General features: G+C 46.7%; 21 protein-coding genes. 18 read left to right on the top strand and 3 right to left on the bottom strand.

The window, feature by feature from the left end; translation table 11 throughout:
- The coding region (locus tag JKY90_08115; protein ID MBL4852227.1) for a hypothetical protein at positions 1-359 on the bottom strand (359 nt) is incomplete at its 3' end.
- A gap of 351 nt (positions 360-710) precedes the next feature.
- Between JKY90_08115 and JKY90_08110 the strand changes: the two genes are divergently transcribed.
- The 18 genes from JKY90_08110 to JKY90_08025 all read left to right on the top strand — a co-directional run bounded on the left by JKY90_08110 (position 711) and on the right by JKY90_08025 (position 17,486).
- The gene (locus tag JKY90_08110; protein ID MBL4852226.1) at positions 711-1,436 is read left to right on the top strand and encodes a TIGR00730 family Rossman fold protein; all 726 of its coding nucleotides are present in this window, start codon (positions 711-713) and stop codon (positions 1,434-1,436) included.
- Between the two features lie 2 nt (positions 1,437-1,438).
- Positions 1,439-1,750 (top strand): DUF2782 domain-containing protein, encoded by a 312-nt coding sequence (locus tag JKY90_08105; protein MBL4852225.1) that lies wholly within the window; start codon positions 1,439-1,441, stop codon positions 1,748-1,750.
- A 325-nt stretch (positions 1,751-2,075) separates the two neighbouring features.
- Positions 2,076-3,023 carry a homoserine kinase gene (locus JKY90_08100; protein ID MBL4852224.1) on the top strand — a complete coding sequence of 316 codons (948 nt, stop codon included), beginning with the start codon at positions 2,076-2,078 and terminating at the stop codon, positions 3,021-3,023.
- 390 nt (positions 3,024-3,413) lie between these two features.
- Positions 3,414-4,322, top strand: a complete 909-nt coding sequence (locus JKY90_08095; GenBank protein MBL4852223.1) for a hypothetical protein — start codon at positions 3,414-3,416, stop codon at positions 4,320-4,322.
- Positions 4,323-4,385: 63 nt separating this feature from the next.
- Complete coding sequence (gspD, locus tag JKY90_08090) at positions 4,386-6,485, top strand: type II secretion system secretin GspD (protein ID MBL4852222.1); 2,100 nt, start codon at positions 4,386-4,388, stop codon at positions 6,483-6,485.
- The gene (gene gspE, locus JKY90_08085) at positions 6,485-8,011 is read left to right on the top strand and encodes a type II secretion system ATPase GspE (GenBank protein MBL4852221.1); all 1,527 of its coding nucleotides are present in this window, start codon (positions 6,485-6,487) and stop codon (positions 8,009-8,011) included. Before gspD ends, gspE begins: the two co-directional genes overlap by 1 nt.
- Positions 8,012-8,182: 171 nt before the next feature.
- Positions 8,183-9,400 carry a type II secretion system inner membrane protein GspF gene (gene gspF, locus JKY90_08080; GenBank protein ID MBL4852220.1) on the top strand — a complete coding sequence of 406 codons (1,218 nt, stop codon included), beginning with the start codon at positions 8,183-8,185 and terminating at the stop codon, positions 9,398-9,400.
- A 28-nt stretch (positions 9,401-9,428) separates the two neighbouring features.
- Positions 9,429-9,854, top strand: a complete 426-nt coding sequence (gene gspG, locus JKY90_08075; protein ID MBL4852219.1) for a type II secretion system major pseudopilin GspG — start codon at positions 9,429-9,431, stop codon at positions 9,852-9,854.
- 32 nt (positions 9,855-9,886) lie between these two features.
- Positions 9,887-10,411 (top strand): type II secretion system minor pseudopilin GspH, encoded by a 525-nt coding sequence (gspH, locus tag JKY90_08070; protein MBL4852218.1) that lies wholly within the window; start codon positions 9,887-9,889, stop codon positions 10,409-10,411.
- Between the two features lie 6 nt (positions 10,412-10,417).
- Positions 10,418-10,810, top strand: a complete 393-nt coding sequence (gspI, locus tag JKY90_08065; protein MBL4852217.1) for a type II secretion system minor pseudopilin GspI — start codon at positions 10,418-10,420, stop codon at positions 10,808-10,810.
- Positions 10,807-11,472: a type II secretion system minor pseudopilin GspJ gene (gspJ, locus tag JKY90_08060; GenBank protein ID MBL4852216.1), complete on the top strand. Its 666-nt coding sequence runs from the start codon at positions 10,807-10,809 to the stop codon at positions 11,470-11,472. Before gspI ends, gspJ begins: the two co-directional genes overlap by 4 nt.
- On the top strand, positions 11,469-12,542 hold the full coding sequence (gene gspK, locus JKY90_08055) for a type II secretion system minor pseudopilin GspK (GenBank protein MBL4852215.1): 1,074 nt from the start codon (positions 11,469-11,471) through the stop codon (positions 12,540-12,542). The genes gspJ and gspK overlap by 4 nt, the downstream gene beginning before the upstream one ends.
- The gene (gene gspL, locus JKY90_08050) at positions 12,542-13,762 is read left to right on the top strand and encodes a type II secretion system protein GspL (GenBank protein ID MBL4852214.1); all 1,221 of its coding nucleotides are present in this window, start codon (positions 12,542-12,544) and stop codon (positions 13,760-13,762) included. Before gspK ends, gspL begins: the two co-directional genes overlap by 1 nt.
- The gene (locus JKY90_08045; protein MBL4852213.1) at positions 13,759-14,253 is read left to right on the top strand and encodes a type II secretion system protein M; all 495 of its coding nucleotides are present in this window, start codon (positions 13,759-13,761) and stop codon (positions 14,251-14,253) included. Before gspL ends, JKY90_08045 begins: the two co-directional genes overlap by 4 nt.
- On the top strand, positions 14,250-15,056 hold the full coding sequence (gene gspN, locus JKY90_08040) for a type II secretion system protein N (protein ID MBL4852212.1): 807 nt from the start codon (positions 14,250-14,252) through the stop codon (positions 15,054-15,056). The genes JKY90_08045 and gspN overlap by 4 nt, the downstream gene beginning before the upstream one ends.
- Before the next feature lie 225 nt (positions 15,057-15,281).
- Positions 15,282-15,863, top strand: coding sequence for a TRAP transporter small permease subunit (locus JKY90_08035; GenBank protein MBL4852211.1), 582 nt, complete (start codon positions 15,282-15,284; stop codon positions 15,861-15,863).
- On the top strand, positions 15,863-17,176 hold the full coding sequence (locus JKY90_08030; protein MBL4852210.1) for a TRAP transporter large permease subunit: 1,314 nt from the start codon (positions 15,863-15,865) through the stop codon (positions 17,174-17,176). Before JKY90_08035 ends, JKY90_08030 begins: the two co-directional genes overlap by 1 nt.
- Before the next feature lies 1 nt (position 17,177).
- Positions 17,178-17,486 carry a DUF2007 domain-containing protein gene (locus tag JKY90_08025; GenBank protein MBL4852209.1) on the top strand — a complete coding sequence of 103 codons (309 nt, stop codon included), beginning with the start codon at positions 17,178-17,180 and terminating at the stop codon, positions 17,484-17,486.
- 10 nt (positions 17,487-17,496) lie between these two features.
- Here JKY90_08025 and JKY90_08020 read toward each other — a convergent pair whose 3' ends face one another.
- Together JKY90_08020 and JKY90_08015 are read right to left on the bottom strand one after the other, a co-directional pair.
- Positions 17,497-18,306 carry an HDOD domain-containing protein gene (locus JKY90_08020; protein ID MBL4852208.1) on the bottom strand — a complete coding sequence of 270 codons (810 nt, stop codon included), beginning with the start codon at positions 18,304-18,306 and terminating at the stop codon, positions 17,497-17,499.
- Between the two features lie 35 nt (positions 18,307-18,341).
- Positions 18,342-18,962, bottom strand: coding sequence for a YbaK/EbsC family protein (locus JKY90_08015; GenBank protein ID MBL4852207.1), 621 nt, complete (start codon positions 18,960-18,962; stop codon positions 18,342-18,344).
- Positions 18,963-19,357 lie beyond the last annotated feature (395 nt).

The raw sequence follows: 19,357 nt of genomic DNA, 5'->3' as shown, positions 1-19,357 counted from the left end.
GTGACAGTGTTGATGTTACTGCCTGCCACAACGCCACTGCCATTGTTGACGCTGCAGGTTTGACTGGGCGCACCGGGTTGGGTCAGTACGCTGACGCTGTAGGTGCTGGCGTCATTGATGGCGCTGACAAAGGCGAAGCTGCCATTGGCCGTTAAGGTCAGGTCATCGGCGCCGTTTTGTTGTAAGACGATACTGCTATCGCTCAGCCCGGTCAGGTTACCACTGATGGTGAAGGTATCGATAACTTCGTTATTGTCGCCACCACTGCCACCACCGCCACCACCACATGCTGCAAAGCCGAACACACTGACGCTAACCAGTAACCAGCGAATAACGTTTGCAAGACGGAATAATGACATAACAGTTCCTTTGTATAGTCGTATGGAGGTAGAAAATCCTTATTGACAGTAGCGGTATGAATTTATGATTCTTTACTTTAGTGTTTTAGCTTTATCGTTCTTTAAATCTCAGGCAAGCAGCTACATGCTTAATATTTGTTGCTTCGAAGGGGTTTTTAGGTTTGAGTATAATTACCTGGCCTTTGTTGGATAACTTGGTTACCTTCATGGCTGTGTATATTTTGACAAGCAAGAATAATGCAGGCATTTCAGTGGTTGCCTGAGTGCTTGTCAAGGTAGAAAATCGCCCTAACAAGCGACTATGGCGTGACAATAAAACAACTTGTGTCGATATGTTGAGGTGGTTTACTGATGGACGATAAAACCAGAGCGACCGATTTTCGTATGCAGCCTATTAACGATGCCATGTTACATCGGGAAAGCTGGAAGATTTTTCAAATCATTGCCGAGTTTGTCGAAGGCTTTGAACGCCTGGTGTTGATCAAGCCCTCTGTCAGCATCTTTGGTTCGGCGCGTACAGCGACAGATCACCCCTATTATGAGCTCACTGAAAAAATCGCACGTGGCTTGTCTGATGCGGGTTTTAGCGTGGTTAGTGGAGGCGGCCCTGGTCTTATGGAGGCGGCCAATAAAGGTGCTTTTGCGGGAAAATCACCCAGCATTGGTTTGAATATTCAACTGCCCCATGAGCAAAGCGGTAATCCATATCAGGATGTGTCGTTAAGTTTTCGCCACTTTTTTTCACGTAAAGTCATGTTCGTAAAATATGCTTCGGCTTATGTGGTCTTGCCCGGTGGTTTCGGCACGCTTGATGAATTAGCCGAAATATTGACTCTGGTGCAAACAGGCAAGACTCGCCGGATCCCCATTATTTTAGTGCATACGCCATTTTGGGACGGATTATTGAACTGGTTCAAAGATACCTTGGTCAGAGAAGGTACAATCAACGAAGCGGACCTTGATTTGATGCAGGTATTGGATGATCCTGATGACGTGGTTGAAGCCATCTTTACTCACTACGAAAACCGCGGTATTGAGCCTTCTGTCGAAGGCCAGCCGACGTTGTTGGATCTGTAAGCATGTATAGGCTCCATAGAAAAATAGCCTGGTTTGGCCTCGCTATAGCGTTGTTGGCAATGTTATCTGGTGTTGTCCTGGCCGATGATGCTGATTTATCTGAAGCGCAAGTCACGATTGTTCAGGACGACAAGGAGCAGCGCGTCGAGGAGTACCGCGTTAACGGTCAGCTCTATCTAGTCAAGGTTATTCCGGTCATTGGTCCGGCGTATTTTCTTGTTGATGAAGATGGCGATGGCCAGTTCGAACTGCAAGATAATGATCCTACGGTCAATCCAGCCACCGCTCAGTGGCGACTGTTTAAATGGAATTAAGCCAGACAAGCTCTGATGTGCCATGGAACACGATCTTGCGACTGAACCTTGTCATATAAAGGGCAGCTCTGCGTTGTACCCCAAGGGTTCATTTCAATACCCCCTTGAGGGGTACACTTCCTTCGGGGCGCGGTCTTGCTAATAGCCCCGCTATTGGCTACGATTCGCGCCTTGATCTGAAAATTGCTGTCGGCAACCTCGCTGTATCCCGAGAGCTTGCCCCCGCGAAATCGTGGGGGCACGTAGTCCCAGAGGCATCAAAGGTTGCCTAAACTATAACGCTGCTGGCCTGAGCCAGACTTCCTCAATAATATAAAGACTCATTATGTCCGTGTTTACCCGCGTTGAGCGCGCGCAGCTTGATGCGTTTCTTACGACCTATGACCAAGGCGAGCTGCTGGAGTTTGCTGGTATTAGCGATGGTATTGTTAATACCAACTACTTTGTGACGACAACGAGCGGTCGTTATGTACTGACCTTGTTTGAAGAATTAGCCACAGATGAGCTGCCCTATTTTATCGAGCTGATACGTTTTGCGCATAAACAGGGCGTGCCTTGTGCCTTGCCTGCTGCTGATCGAGCGGGGCAACATTTGCGTGAGTTGTGTGGTAAACCCGCTTTGCTGGTTGAGCGACTTAAGGGCAGTGGTGTGGCACGGCCTAATCTGGCGCAGTGTCAGCAAATCGGTTCGGCTTTAGGCATGTTGCACCGTGTTGGCATTGATTTTCCTTATCATCGCGCCAGCGAGCATGGGTTTGACTGGCATACGATGGCGACAAATAAAGTGTTGCCTGTGGTCACTGCTGAGGATGCTGCGTTGTTATCTGATGAGGTGCATTTCCAGGCGGCGCAATCCTATGCTGATTTGCCGCTAGGCTTAACGCATGGCGACCTGTTTCGTGATAACGCTTTGTTTAATGGCGATACATTGAGCGGCATTATCGACTTCTATTACGCCTGTGATCATATGCTCGTGCATGATCTCGCAGTGGTAGTGAATGATTGGTGTGGCTGCGGCGACGGTAGTTTAGATAGCGAGCGAGTCGATGCGTTGTTACGATCCTACCAAGAGCAGCGCCCTCTCAATGCCCACGAATTGGAACATTGGCAGTCCATGTTGCGTGCCGCCGCGTTACGTTATTGGTTATCACGCTTATATGATTTGCATTTTCCAAGGTCTGGTGAGATGACTCATGCTAAGGATCCCAACTATTTCCGTCAAATTCTACAGCACAGAATCGCGTTTAGCCCACCGCGCCCCTGCTTAGCCTAAGGCGCTATCTTTGCTGTTTTCGCTTGTGGATAAGTGAGTGGATAACTTTTTCGGAGTTATCTGAATTTCTGGTTTAGGTGAAAGTAAGCTATTGATAATATAAGAAAAATATAAATTTATTTATATTTTTCAATAAGTTAATGATTGCTGTCGTAACACGCTATAAGGATAGCGTGTATGTAGGGCATATAAATATGTTGTGAATAAGTGCTGTATTGGCTGTCAAAAGCATGCTTTGAGTAGATAGAAAAGTGGTAGAAGGCGTTGAAATGTAAAAAGTTTGATTAACATCGCACAATTTTTATATAAGCATCGTATGATTACAGTACAGCGTAGTAACTTGGGGGAGTTGAGCGGGTGATCCATGTCTGTAATTACCCGTAATAGCAAATGATGACAGCGCCAGACTTAAATAAAGTAGCACAGTTCATGTCGAGTGAATCGGCCATGGCGTGGCTAACTGCGCTCGTCAATATTGCCCTCATCGTATTTGCAGCCTATGCTGCAGCGCAACTGACTTGGCGCTTTATTCCGAGCTCTGAAGCATCGGTTGCACCGCCGCATCTTGCTGTGACAAGCAAGGCATCAAACAACACGAATAATGATGTTGACGCCAATCGCCTGGTTGCTTATCACTTATTGGGTCAAGTTGATAAACAGGCACCAGTTAAAAACACACAGTCAGTGGTGAGGGCAACGCGTTTGCCGCTGACGCTACGTGGTGTCGTAGTCTCTGATCGAGCCGATACAGCGCGAGCGATTATTGCTGCGCCGAACGTGGGTGAATTGTCGTATGCCATTGGCGCTATTTTACCGGGCAATGCCAAGCTAGAAGAAGTCCAAGTGGATAGAATTATTCTCTTACGTAATGGTCAGTTTGAAACACTACTGTTACCAACTGATAGCGAAGGTGTAGATTTTAGCGCTGCACCCATGCCGAGCCCGGCGACTGCTAATACCGACAGCTCTGAAGCGGTGATTGCAACACCTAATCAGTTTCGTGATGCCTTGCTTGATGCGCCACAGAGTCTCGCAGGTTTGGTCAATACGGTGCCGCAGACCAACGACCAAGGCCGATTAATAGGCTTTCAATTGCAACCTGGTAAAGACGCAGGTTTTCTCCAGCGTTTTGGTTTGCAGCCAGGCGATGTATTGACCAGCGTTAATGGTATTCAGCTAGACAGCCCGGTGCGTGCGCTTGAGGTGATACGTGAACTGGGTGAAGCAAGTGAGGTCAGTGTCGAAGTGCTACGTAATAATATACTGCAATCACTGGTATTTTCCTTTGACCAAGGGTGACACTGGCATGATTTTATGCGTTAATAATCGGTTCCCCCTGGGCAAACTAAAAGACAAAGGGATATGACGGTTTCGCAGCAAAAACAAGGGTGCTTGAGAAGATATTGCCGCGCAGTGGTTCTGCTGGTCGCGTGGTTGCCCGCGTGCTTAATGGTGTCTCCGTTATGGGCCGAACCTGTCACCTTTAATCTTAAAGAAGCGGATATTACGGCTGTTGCCAGCATCGTTGCTGACATTACCGGCAAAAACTTTGTTATCGATCCGCGTGTCAAAGGTAAGGTCACTATTATTTCCTCACGCCCGATGGAGCGTGATGAGATCTACCAAATCTTTTTATCCGTATTGCAGGTGCATGGTTTTGCTGCCATTGAGTCGGGTAATGTCATCAAGATTGTGCCCTCAGCAAATGCCAAGCAGGCCGCTGTGCCATTGGCTTCTGATCAAACGCCAGGTCGTCTCGATGAATTGGTGACGCGCGTCATCGAGCTTAAGAATGTCCCTGCCGCCCAACTTGTGCCGATATTGCGTCCCTTGGTGCCACAGCAAGGACATTTAGTTGCCTATCCACCGAGTAATAGCTTGGTTATTTCAGACCATGCAGCCAACATCGAGCGTTTATACAAAATCATTCGCCGTATTGATAAGCCCAGCGTTGATGAAATCGATATTATTAATCTGCGTAATGCTTCGGCGACCGAAGTCGTACGCATTCTTAACTCACTACAGCAAGGTGGTCAGGGCGCTGCTAACCAGGCGGTATTGAGCGCGCGCCCGACACTGGTTGCTGATGAACGAACCAACAGTATATTAATTAGTGGTGAGCCGACAGCGCGTTTACGCTTGCTGGCGGTGATTTCACACTTGGATACACCGCTGGAAAGTGGTGGTAATACCCATGTTATTTACCTGCATTATGCCAACGCCCTAGAAATGCGCGAAGTGCTAACCGGTGTTAGCGAAACCATTCGGCAAGAGCAAGAAGGTGGTAATGCCGCTGCGGCAGCGCCTGCTTCACCGGTTAGTATTCAGGCAGATGAAGCCACTAATGCCTTGGTGATTACGGCACCTCCAGAACAGTTTCTTGCTTTACAGGAGGTCATTCGCAAGCTCGATATTCGTCGTGCGCAGGTTCAGATAGAAGCCGTTATTGCTGAGGTGTCAGGTCAGACTGCAGCAGCATTGGGCGTACAATGGCAGTCGACGCAGAATACAGCCGGCAGTGGTGTATTTGGTGGCACCAGCTTTAATTCGCCGACCGGACTTGTGCCGCCGATAGGTGCAGTTGCGCTGAATCCGGCTCTGGCCAACAGCGGCGGTGGCTTGGCGCTGGGTTTCTTTGATGGCACTACCGATGTGTTGGGCACCCAGGTTCTGAATTTGGGTGTGTTGGTGAATTTGATCAATAACGATACCTCTTCTAATTTATTGGCAACGCCTAATTTATTAACACTGGATAACGAAGAAGCTGAGATTACTGTTGGCCAAAACGTGCCATTTGTTACCGGCACGCAGCAAACGACAGGAGGTTTGGCCAATCCATTTCAGACCATTGAACGTCAAGACATCGGCCTCATTTTGCGTGTGACACCACAGATCAATGAAGGTGATTCCGTTAAGCTGGATATTTATCAAGAGACATCGAGCATCAGTAGTGCGGCCACTGCCCTGTCGGACATTATTACCAACACACGCACGATTGAGACCAGCGTCCTGGTCGAAGACGGCAGCATTGTCGTCCTGGGTGGCTTGATTCAGGATAGTCTTAACGAATCGGTGCAAAAAATCCCGCTGCTGGGTGATATTCCTGTTATTGGCAATTTGTTCCGTTTTCGTGAGTCTGTGATTGACAAGACCAATACGATGGTGTTTTTACGGCCGCTGATTATACGTAACGAAGAGCATGCGCGTTATATTGCCGGGGGTAAGTACGATTTTATTCGTGGTAAGCAGCAAGCCATTCGTGATCGCGGTGTTGCACTCGTTGATGATGAGCTATCACCTTTGTTGCCAGATTTTGAAGACTATCTTGAATTACCACCCCCGTTTGAGAAGAGTCGTGCAACGTCGTCATACAATGTTGGCGATCCCGCTGTTGAGATTCCTCCCCCGCTAGAGTTTGTTGTCGAACCTAAAGACCTTGGCCTTGATAGTAGCAAAGGGTAATGGCGCAATCACTAGAGCCTGAAGGAAGCGCTAGCCCAGCCCTGTCAAAACAAGGCGCTAAGCAACTACCGTTCAGTTATGCCAAGCGTAACGGCGTACTCGTGTCAGCCTATGACAATGACATTGCGCAAGTGAGCTGCCGAGAAGGTGATGTGACACCAATGGCGATTGCAGAAGTACGGCGCTTTGTCGGCCAAGCCATCGCACTTCATTTGATCCCACGCGAAGAGTTTGATGCCCTGCTGCGGCGCTCTTATGAGCAGGGTTCGAGTGATGCCATGCAAATGATGGGCGACATTGGTCAGGATATGGATCTGTCGCGTGCGATGCAAGAACTGCCTGAGCCAGAAGATTTGCTTGAAAGCGAAGATGACGCACCGATAATTCGTTTGCTCAATGCCATGTTTACCGAGGCAGTCAGGGAGAACGCTTCAGATATTCATATCGAACCCTATGAAAACCGCCTGGCCATTCGTTTTCGCATTGATGGTGTATTGCGTGAAGTGCTTCAACCTGATCGTGCCTTGGCACCGCTGGTTGTGTCACGCATAAAAGTGTTGGCCAAGCTCGATATTGCTGAAAAACGCTTACCGCAAGATGGTCGTATTTCCATCAAGATTGCCGGTCATCCTGTTGATGTTCGTGTCTCGACGTTACCATCAGGGCATGGTGAGCGTGTTGTCTTGCGTTTGCTTGACAAGCAAGGCGGCAGGATGGATTTAGAGCATCTAGGCATGGCTCCTGATACCATGACCTTGTTCGATAAAATGGTGCATCGGCCGCACGGTATCGTCTTGGTTACCGGCCCTACCGGTTCTGGTAAAACCACAACACTCTATGCAGGCATGACCCGCATCAATGATAAAAGTCGTAACATTATGACGGTTGAAGATCCTATCGAGTATTATCTTGATGGTGTCAGCCAAACCAATGTTAATACCAAGGTCGATATGACCTTTGCTCGAAGTTTGCGCGCAATTTTACGTCAAGACCCCGACGTGGTCATGGTCGGTGAAATTCGGGATGTTGAGACGGCAGAGATTGCTGTACAAGCTAGCTTGACGGGTCATTTAGTGCTATCAACTTTGCATACTAACAGTGCGGTGGGTGCGATTACGCGGTTACGTGATATGGGCGTAGAGCCATTTTTATTGGCCTCGAGTTTGCTGGGTGTGTTAGCGCAGCGCTTGGTGCGTGTTTTATGTGCTGATTGCAAGCACCCACGACCAGCAAGCCCTGCTGATTGCAAAGTGATTGGGATTGATGAACATAACCCAGCTGTTATTTATGATGCTGTGGGCTGTAACAAATGTAATTATCTTGGCTATCGCGGCCGTATTGGTATCTATGAGCTGGTTGAGGTCGATACAACGATGGGTCGGCTGATTCATGACGGTGCATCAGAGCAAACTATTGAAAAGCAAGCACGTGAGTCGACGCCTAGTATGATAGAGGATGGTATTCAGCGAGTACTCAATGGCGAGACAACGTTAGAAGAGCTGCTTCGTGTGACACGTGAGGCATAGGCTGGATAATTTATGAATAACGCAATTTCTAGATTGCCTCTTGATGGCACAGGACATTTTCTTCAATCGACCGTACGCATGGGCACGGCGCTCAATCAGAAAATGTCCTGTGCCATCAATTGCCCGCGCTATAATCCCGCGTATTCATGAATTATCTGGCCTAGCATTGCTATGGGTGCATTTGAATACACCGCTCTTGACTCTGTAGGGCGCAATAAAAAAGGCGTGCTTGAGGCGGACACCTCACGCCAGATACGACAAAAGCTGCGCGACCAGGGTTTGGCTCCGCTCACCGTTGTTGAGGTTCAGCAACGAGAAGCGCGTTCGGCTAATCAGCTTTCCTTTTTGCGCCGTGGCGTTAGTGTTATAGATTTAGCGTTAATCACACGTCAACTTGCTACCCTGGTTAAAGCTGCATTGCCGATTGAAGAAGCCCTGCGTACTGTCTCACAGCAAACGAGCAGGCCGTATATTGAAAGCATGCTATTGGCAGTACGTGCGCGGGTAAAAGAAGGCCATACCTTGGCCGATTCCCTGGCTGATTTCCCGCATGTTTTCCCTGAACTTTATAGAATGACCGTTGCAGCAGGTGAACACTCTGGTTATCTTGATATCGTGCTTGAGCGTTTGGCTGATTACACAGAAAGCCGACAGGCATTAAGGCAAAAAACCCAACTTGCGCTGATTTATCCGGTTTTATTGACAGTAGTTGCTGTGCTTGTCATTGTTGCTTTGCTCACCTTTGTGGTGCCACAAGTTATCCAAATTTTTGACAGCATCGAACAAGAGCTGCCTATTCTTACTAGAATACTAATAGTCGTTAGTGATTTTTTACGTGATAATGCCTGGATATTAATCGGCAGTATATTGGGTGTAACCATCCTGTTCGCTAGCGTATTAAAGCGGTCTGGTCCCAAGCGCACATTCCATAAGCTGCTGCTTAAGTTGCCGATCATTGGTAATCTCGTGCGTGGCACCAATACCGCACGTTTTGCACGTACGTTTAGCATCCTCTCTGCCAGTGGCGTTCCTGCCCTGGAGGCGATGACAATATCCTCCAAGGTGTTAACGAATATTCCCATGCGTGAAGCAGTCGAAGATGCAGCAGCACGCGTACGTGAGGGTTCGGTGATACACAAATCGTTGGAACATGCAGGTTATTTTCCGCCGATGACATTACACCTGATTGCTAGTGGTGAAGCCAGCGGCAACCTGGATGTGATGTTAGAACGTGCATCAGTGGCCCAGGAAAGAGAAGTTGAAACGATGGTTGCCGCGTTTGTTGCCTTGTTTGAGCCTTTATTGATTGTCGTTATGGGTGCTGTTGTCCTGGGCATTGTGCTGGCAATACTGTTGCCCATATTTGATCTTAACCAGCTAGTGAAATAGAGAGAATGCAATGTTTATGACACATACAATGAGACGCAGCGGAGGCTTGCAAAGCGGCTTCACCTTGATCGAAATTATGGTGGTGGTAGTTATTCTTGGTATTTTGGCGGCAGTAGTGGCGCCGCGAATATTTGACAGACCTGACCAGGCCCGTATTGTTAAAGCCAAGCAAGATATTCGTGTTTTAGAGAATGCGTTAAATCTTTATCGTTTAGATAATTTTAACTACCCTCAAGGTGACACCGGGCTGCGCGCTTTAGTCGAGAAGCCTGCTGATGCGCCAAACTGGAAAGAAGGCGGTTACCTGGATCGCTTGCCTAAAGACCCCTGGCAGAATCAATATCAGTATTTAAATCCTGGCGTACAGGGTGCCATTGATATTTTTACTTATGGACGTGATGGTGGCAGTGGTGGTGAAGGTGCTGATGCCGATATTGGTAATTGGAATCTTTAAATAGCGTTATGTTATTAACAGGCTCTAGGGTGATGCAAGGACAAAAAGGCTTTACCTTGCTTGAGCTGATTGTTGTTACCCTCATTATCGGCCTCATGATAGGTGTGATTAATCTGTCATCAGGCTTAAATCGCCAGCATGATGTGCAAGAAGAAATAGAACGGCTGGCGGCACTGATTGATTTGGCTGCGCAAGAGTCGATATTTAAGTCTACGGAGATTGCGCTTGAGTTTGAAGAAAGTAGCTACCGATTTCTAACGCTGATTGAAAACGAATGGCAGCCCATCGAAGCGGATCGTATTTTGCGTCAACGGCAATTACCTGCGGGTTTGGAAATAGAATTATTCGTTGAGGGTGAAAGGCAAGAGATCTTTAGTATTGAAACTAAGGATTCAGAAAAGAAGGATATTCCGCCACGTATTTTTTTGCTTTCAAGTGGTGAAATCACTCCTTTTGAAGTTAGCCTCAAGGGAGCTGATGGCGATACCTTGTATACACTGATTGGTCGTATCAACGGCGAATTAGAGATAGAAAAAACCGAGGCGAAACCGAGTTAGCCTAATATGCTTAAGTTAAAAACACCATCACGGTTTTTTCGTGAAAAAGGTTTTACGCTTATTGAAGTCGTCATCGCCCTGGCTGTGATCTCTATTTCGATGGCGGCAGTGATTAATGGTGTGGGTAAAAATATTAACAATGCCAGTTATCTTCGTGAAAAAACATTGGCACATTGGGTTGCATCAAACAAAGTCGCAGAAATTCAGCTAAGCGATATTGCTATCGATGCTAGTGAACAAAAAGGTGAAACGACACTGGCGGAGCTTCGTTGGCAATGGAATGTCAAAATTAGCGATACCGATATCGGAACGATTAAACGCTTAACGGTCGAAGTGCAACGTGAAGAGAGCAATGAACCTTTGGCAATCGTTATCGCTTACGTGGGGCAAGGGTCATGATTTCACGGCGACGTGTACCCTTCAAGAAGATAGCCCTCGGGGTGCAAGATCTGCGCAAGCAAACTATCAGTGGATTTACCTTGCTTGAGCTATTGGTGGCCGTGTCAGTTTTTGCTGTTGTCGCTGCCTTGGCCAGCGGTGGTTTTAACTCTGTCTTAAATACCGCCTCTCATAGTAAGGAGCAAATGCAACGATTTGCAGCATTGCAAAAGGCGATGGTAATTATTTCGCGAGATGTCGAGCAAGCGGTAGAACGGCCAATTCGTGATGGTTTTGGCGACCGTTTAGCGCCTTTTATTGGTAGTCAGCCGACCAATTTATTGGAGTTTTCACGTACCGGGCGACGCAATCCTGGCCAGGTAGCGCGTAGTCATATTCAACGCATAGGCTACCGTCATGAAGATAATGTGCTTTATCGACTAAGCTGGACGGTGCTTGATCGTGCGCAGGATAGCGAGCCGCTTGAATACGAATTGCTCGAAGGCGTTAATGAGATTGAAATTCGCTACCTCGACAGTAATCGCGAGTGGCAAGATCAGTGGCCGCCCTTACAGACAGAACAAGACAATGATGATGCCTTGCCTAAAGGCGTTGAGATTACCTTGGATATCGAAGGTCTAGGCGCCATCCCACGGTTATTTCGCGTCAGAGGTTTTTCGTGATCAGCTTACGCCAACAAGCAGGCGTTGCTTTAATCACCGCACTGATCTTTACTGCGCTAGTTACCACGTTTGCGGTGGCGATTGCTTCGCAGCAGCAAATCGATATTCGTCGTACAGGCAATATTCTGAGTAGCGATAGAGGCTATCTTTTGGCCTTGGGCATTGAAGACTGGGCGCGTGATGTTTTACAAAAAGATATTGAAGATGCCGAGGGCGCGTCGATTGACCATTTAGGTGAAGATTGGAATGTGGCCTTACCACCAATTCAAATCGAGGGCGCTACGGTAACGGGGAAAATTACCGATCTTCAGGGATTAATCAACGTCAATGGTTTAGTTAGCGACAGTGGGCAACCTGTTACGGTTGAGGTGCAACGATTTAGGCGTTTATTAGAACTGTTTGAATTTGACCCGGATATCACAGATGCTCTGGTTGATTGGATAGATCCGGGTACGGAAGTGACGATACCATCGGGTGCTGAAGATTCTTATTACCTCAGCAAAGCCCCCTCTTACCGTGCCGCCAATGCGCCCATGATTAGCATTAGTGAGTTGCGTTTGGTGGCAGGTTTTGATCGGGAAGTTTATACGGCACTCAGTCCTTTTTTAACGGCTTTGCCCACTGCAACGAATACGACGAACAATAATCAAATTGGTTCTAGTGACCAGGGTAATAGTAATAATCAGCAGCCAAACCAAAATAGCGCTAATGCCAATAACAACACGAGCAATAGTAGCGGTACGCCGATCAATATCAATACGGCGCCTCTTGAAATTTTAAGAGTATTAACCGATCCCTCTTTATCTGAGCTTGAGGCTGAGTCCTTGCTAGAGGATAGAGAATCTGAAGAAGGCTTTAAAAGCCAAACCGAATTTCTTGAACATGCTGTGATCGTGGGTACCAATCTTACCCAGGCTGGTGCCGGCAATAATGGACTGGCTATTAGCAGCGAATATTTTCTTATTGAAGGCACAGCGGTATTAGCAGATGCACAAATGCATTTGTTCAGTGTAGTGCGGCGTGATAATGGTAACCTTACGGTGCTTATGCGTGGGCAAGGTAGTTACTGATGGCGATTCTGTTTTTACATCTAAATGCTGAACGTCGAGATGAAGCCGATTGGCTCCATCTCGACGAGAGCATTGCTATGGCGACAGTGCGTCATGGCCCATTATCGTTAGCAGCAAGGGATGCCAAAGGCGCACGCGTTATTGTGTTGCTACCTGGTGCTGATATTACGTTGGCTGATGCCGTAGTGCCGACTCGCAATGTGCAGCGTATTACTACCGCGTTACCTTATTTACTAGAAGAAAAATTTGCTAGTGATGTTGAAGACCTGCATTTTGCTTTTAGCAAGCCTGATTCAGACAATAGCGTAAATGTTGCAGTGATTGCCCGCGACAGACTTGATGATTGGCTGCAACGTTTATTAGACGTTGGCATTCGACCTCATGTCATGGTGCCAGACATTTGTGCGGTGCCATACTCAGAAGACACCTGGTCGGTAGTCGATGGTAGCGATAGCGTATTGTTACGTATGGGGTTAAATAACGGTCTCGCTAGTGACCGTGCCAGCGTGGTAGACACGTTGCGTTTGAGCTTGGCTTTAGCGGCGCAAACACCACCGGCACATATTGTTTACTATCATGGTGTTGATGATGATATTGATACACTTGATTTTGGTGATCTAAGCCCAGAAGTCGATGTTGAGTTGCTTGCAGAGCACCGCCTTAATTTATTGGCGAAACATTATCAAGTTGATGCAAGCATTAATCTATTACAGGGTGATTATGGCCGGCGTGAACAGCTTAGCAAGCGTTTGCGACCATGGCGCGCTACGGCAGGCATTGCTGCTATTGTTTTAGTTTTATTTATTATGCTGAAGATGTTTGATTATGCTGATCTAGTGCAACAGCGAGATCAGCTTAATACGCAAGTTAATGCTGTTTATAAAAAAATATTTCCGCAAGCAACAGGTGTGGCCAATAAAGAACGTGTACAGAGTTTGCTCAAGAAGCTCGGCAATACTAAAGCAGACAGTGATAGTTTTCTTGAGTTATTGGCTAAAGTTGCCGGTGATTTAAAAAATACGACACAGCTTAAAATAACACGTATTGGCTATAGCAACCAGGCGCTCAACCTAGCTTTGACACTAGGCGATTTGCAAAGCCTTGATGATTTGAAAACGCGTTTGAGTAAAGATGAGAGTTTGTCTGTTGAGATCCAGTCGGCAAGTTCCCGTAATGACAAAGTTGAAGCGCGCCTGAAAATAAAAGGTAAGCAGCGATGAGCCAGTGGTGGGCAGGCCTAAATCAGCGTGAGCGCCGTATATTTATCATTGGTGCTATTGCTGTATCGATAACCCTAATATATTTGTTGGTAGTTGAACCCTTTATCCATCATGTTAAAGAGCTTAATACGTCAGTTAGCGAACAAACGGAATTACTGCAATGGATGCGTAACAGCGAACAACAAGTAACTAAATTACGTGCGAACTCCGGGTTTAGTAAGCGGTCGACTATTAGTGGTGGCTCTTTATTAGCCTTGGTTGATCAAACTGCCAAGCGTAGCAAACTAGGCACAGCGATTAAACGTGTGGAGCCGGAAGGTAGCAAAAATGTTCGTCTTTGGTTAGAGCAAGCTTCCTTTGATAATATTTTACTTTGGCTAGCAAAAATCAAGCAAAGCCACGGTATTGAAGTCAGTCGTATCAGTGTTGAGCAACCCGATAGCCCAGGCATTGTTAATGCGCGTATCTCTTTGCAACGAGGCAGCCAATGAAACGGGCAATAAAGCTGGGTATTTTCACTTTTTTTGCCTACACAATATTTTTATTTGTTACTTTTCCGGCAGCGCGCGCTTATCACTATATTTCTGATCAACTACCGCCGACGATAAAACTCTATGGTTTAACAGGAACCCTATGGTCAGGTAAGGCTGAATTATTGACCTTGGCATCACAACAATATCGCAACGCAAGTTGGCGTTTTCAAAAAAAATCACTTTTGTCAGGAGAGATATTATTTTATTTGAACCTCGATAATGGTCAAAGCCAAATAAAAGGTAATGTCGGAATCAATCTATCAAAGGATTTGGTGTTGAGAGATATTTCCTTGCAACAAGAGCTTGTCGATCTCCAGGCATTAGCACGGTCATCAGATCGGGCATCAGCAGTGGTTAGTGGAAAAATAAGTGGTCGTGTCAACAGCTTAGTGTTGAGTCGTAGCAAAATAACAGCAGCCGATGCTAATTTTGTGCTGCGTGATATGGCTTTATTGTTGCCACGTCGCACAGAGTGGGGCGACTTCAAGGTTGATATTGAAAAACCTGATGTTGAAACCCTGGTTAATATTACCGATCAGGGTGGGCCTTTGTTAGCTAATGGATCAATTGGCATTAACGAAACCAATGATTATGATGTGTCTCTTGCTGTGCAAGCAGCTAGCGGCGCATCGAATGATTTAATACACGGTCTTGGTCTATTTGGCCGACCAGGTAATGATGGTAAAACCCGCTTGAATTACAAAGGCAGTTTAAGCGAGCTATTGGGTGTGAAGCCCACTGCTAATGACAAGCCGGTCTAGGTTTGTTTTTAATATGGGCGCCCCATATATCGGTTTCTAATGTCTTCCTCTCTCGCCCGCATTTCTCACCACTCTTCGTAGCGAGGGCGTCGAGGAGCCGTTGTGACGTGGTGCTCGGACTGGAAGACGGTGAAGGCATAGTTGGCACTATGCCGAATTGGCTGAAGGGAGAACGCCGCGTTACAACGGATGCCTCGGCGTCCGCAGTAGAATGGGTGGTGAGAAATGCGGGCTAGTTCTAAAATTAAAGGCCTCTATTTAGGTATAGACCAGTTTAGTGAACTCTGTGGGCGTGCCGTGTCATGGTTAGTGTTAGCAATGACCTTGTTAATTGCTTATGACGTTGTTATGCGTTATTTCTTTCAAAGTGGTTCAGTTGCACTGCAAGAGCTTGAGTGGCATTTATTTGCGCTGATATTTTTATTTGGTGCTGCTTATACACTTAAACATCAAGATCATGTGTGTGTGGATATTCTTGCACGTTGTTCCTGGATGACAGTAAAGGTTCATGCGTGGATTTATTTATTGTGCACACTGTTTTTTTTGTTGCCCTTCTGCCTGTTAATTATTGTCAGTAGCTGGGATTATGTTGCTAACTCTTATAATATTTTACCTAATGGCGAACGCTCACCTGATCCGGGCGGACTTGGCTATCGCTATTTATTAAAAGCAGCGATACCCAGCGCATTTGTTCTATTATTTGTCCAAGGCATTAGTTTAGCCCTACGCAGCTATGCGGTGCTTAGAGGTGATGACGCGGCTTTGTCTGATTTTAGATCCGATCCACAGCATAGCGACAGCATCTAATGGAAATATGGGCATTGGCCATGTTTGTTGTTGTCGTGTTGTTGTTTATGCTCGGCTATCCTGTTGCGTTTACCCTGGGCGCAGTGTCGATGTTTTTTGGGGCTATATTCTTAGGCTTCGATTTTTTTAATCTTTTGCCCCTGCGTATTTGGGGCATTATGACCAACTTCACTTTGCTTGCAGTGCCCTTATTTGTCTTTATGGGAATACTACTGGAAAAATCAGGTATCGCTGAAGAATTATTAGCCACCATGGGCACACTGTTTGGCAGGTTACGTGGTGGTATGGCGATATCCATTATTATCGTCGGCACACTACTGGCTGCGACTACGGGTGTTGTTGGGGCAACCGTTGTCACTATGACAGTGATAGCTTTGCCAGTATTGATAAAAAATGGCTATCGACCTGAATTAGCAAGTGGCACTATCGCTGCGGCTGGTACTTTAGGGCAAATTATTCCTCCCAGTATCGTCTTAATATTGCTTGGCGATGTCATAGGCGTTCCCGTTGGCCAGTTATTTATGAGTGCCGTGGTGCCAGGTTTAATGCTGGTTACATTTTTTATCCTTTATATTATTTGGCTCGGCCGTTGGCGCCCCGCCGAATTTCCTGATCCAGCGTCGAATGGTAACCGTGCTTCCACTGTGCGCATATTGAAAAGCATGTTGCCACCTTTGTTGCTTATTGTTGGCGTTTTGGGATCAATCTTTTTTGGTGTTGCTACACCCACCGAATCGGCAGCTCTAGGTGCTGTAGGTGCTTTGTTATTAGCCTTAGCTAAGCGTCGACTCAATCTTGATATGGTTAGGCAGGCATCGCGTCATACCACTCGACTAACTAGCATGGTGTTTATGATTTTGATTGGTGCCACCGCATTTGGTTTAGTGTTTAAAGGCATGGGCGGTGATATTTTGGTCGAAAATTTACTGACGCAACTGCCTGGTGGAGTGGCCACCTTTATTGTTTTAAGTATGTTGCTGATATTTGTTTTGGGTTTCTTTCTTGATTTTCTTGAGATTTGTTTTATTGTCGTGCCAATTCTTGCGCCGATAGCAGAATTATTAGGTGTCAATATGCTTTGGTATGGCATTTTGATCGCCATGAATTTACAGACTTCTTTTCTTACCCCACCCTTTGGTTTTTCGTTGTTTTATTTAAAAGCAGCTGCCACCGTTCCATTACGTATCACTCAAATTTATCGTGGTGTGATGCCCTTTGTGGTTTTGCAGATTATTGTCCTTGCCTTATTATTTATTTTTCCTGACTTGGTTTTATGGTTGCCTGACTTGATGGATCGTATGCAAACATCGTAAAATGAAAAAACTAAAGACGGCAATGGACTATGTTGAATTAGGATTTTTCCAAGGCGTGCTTGAGTCAGAAGACATTAATTGTGTCGTTAAGAACGAGATTTTGAGTGGCGCCTCAGGTGAGTTGCCCGTTAATGAAACTTGGCCTGAGATATGGGTGGCGGATAAAGATTGGATTCGGGGTAAAGCGATCCTGAAAAATATGCAGCCCAGTGCCGATGCCAAGTCTTGGCGCTGTGATCAATGCGATGAATTAATAGAGCCGCAATTCGCTCTATGTTGGCGTTGTGCGAATGGCGTTGTTCCAGATTAGATAGCCGGGATTAGACAGCAAGCTGACAAGCCATGGTTTTAAGCCCATCATCGTTATCCATTAGCGTCTGCAATGCTGATGTTAATTGATATTCTGTAATATCAAGATAACTGAGTACCGTTTCAGGTAACTCGGTTGTTTCAGCATCACCCATACCGTGACGTTTTAACATCCGATCGGCCAGCAAGACCATACCAGAAAACACTGAGTTAGGCCCTTGGTAATCTTCATTATGGTGTTGCTCGATGGCGACAATGACCTCTTCAGGTAGGCGCCAGTTCTTCATCAACCAGGAGCCGATATCACCATGATGTGCCCCTAAAGTGCTTAACTCAATTTCTTGAATAGGCACATCTGGGTTCTGTGCCATCATCTTGCTCAAAATCAGATACTCGTCTTTGAATAAGTGCCCAAGCAATACGTGGCCGAAATTGTGCAGCAGGCCAGCGAGATAAGCGAGACCAGAGGGCGGGCGAATGACTTGAGGTAGCATGTTGCTGATTGACTGACACAAGGCGGCACTATAGACAGCGTGACGCCAAAAATCATCAACCGTGATTGCGCCACCTTCAGGTAGGCGAAAGGGCCTAGCTGTTGCGATACCTAAAGCCAGGCTCATGACCATGTCGTAACCGAGGACGCGTGTAATCGCTGTGTTAACCGATTCTACTTTACCGCGATAGCCAAAAAAAGGTGATGAGGCATAGCGCATAACTTGCGCAGCCAAGCTAGGGTCAAGTTCGACAGCGTCAGATAATTCTTTAATGCCAGGTGTTGTTTTGGCGCGTAACTGAAAAATCTTTTGCGCCATGGCGGGCATGGCAGGAAGTTTTCTCGTGCGATCGATTTTTGCCTTCAGATCGAGCAGAGGCGAATTTGGATCCGGTGGATTAAGCAGGCGCTCTTCAATAAAGGGCGCCACATCGGCTTCGGCAGACAGGCGTTTGGCAAATTCATACTACGAAATAGTTGGCGGAAGCCTTTTTTGTTGATCTGAATGAGATGACGACGATCGCCTGCGAGCATATAGCATTGCTCAAGCAGTGCAAGCTGGGTTTCAAGAATACAGCGTATACCATAGGCGGCACCGAGTGGCGGCAGAAACTGCGGTACGCAATCAATAAATAGCTGGCTGATTGATTTGTCATCCAGGTGCTTGAATGGGCGCCGTAGCAATTGCTGGATACCGCGCAAATTTAGTTCACGATTCGCTGGAATGACGACCATGAGTTGGCCACTGCTATCACCGATGACACAGGTTTGTAACAGCTGTGTTGGGGAAATGCCCGCCTGTACGGCGGCGTCGGCTGAATCAGCAAAAGGTGCGACTTCAAGCACGCGATAGCTAATCTTTTGATCATCGAGGTGACGAAGAATGGTGCTGGCGACAGGCATGTACTGATAATGCTCCGAAAAGAATCGACTAATGTGGAGTTTATCGACATTTTGTTGTGTTTGATGAATATATTGAGGCAAACTGTGAATTGAGTCACAGGCGAGCGATTGTGGTATCACGACAATAAAAAATAGATTTAATTGATATTGGGGTCGATGGTGAGGGTTTAACTAAAATCGAGTAATTTTAGTTAACAGAAATTTTCCCGTCAGCAGCGATAAAAGCATTTTCGCTATATTTAGGGCACCTCTATTAATTACTTGCGACCTCTGCGTGACCTGAAGCATGTAGATGCAAGACGCAATCCGCCGACAAGGCTGGTTGCCTTATCAAGGACTGTAACGCAGTAGATGCGTGCTTCAGATCAGGCCCTACGGGGCTTACAGACGAGTTCAGGATCAAGGCATCATCGCCTAAAGCGCCTACTGTTGGTGCGCAGGCAGGCCTGGGTGCCTGTTGAGCAATGATAACGCCG

It is taken from the genome of Gammaproteobacteria bacterium, assembly GCA_016765075.1.
In the GTDB taxonomy this organism is placed as follows: domain Bacteria; phylum Pseudomonadota; class Gammaproteobacteria.
Note: the sequence above shows the minus strand (reverse complement) of the source record. Positions and strands in the feature narration are given on the sequence as shown.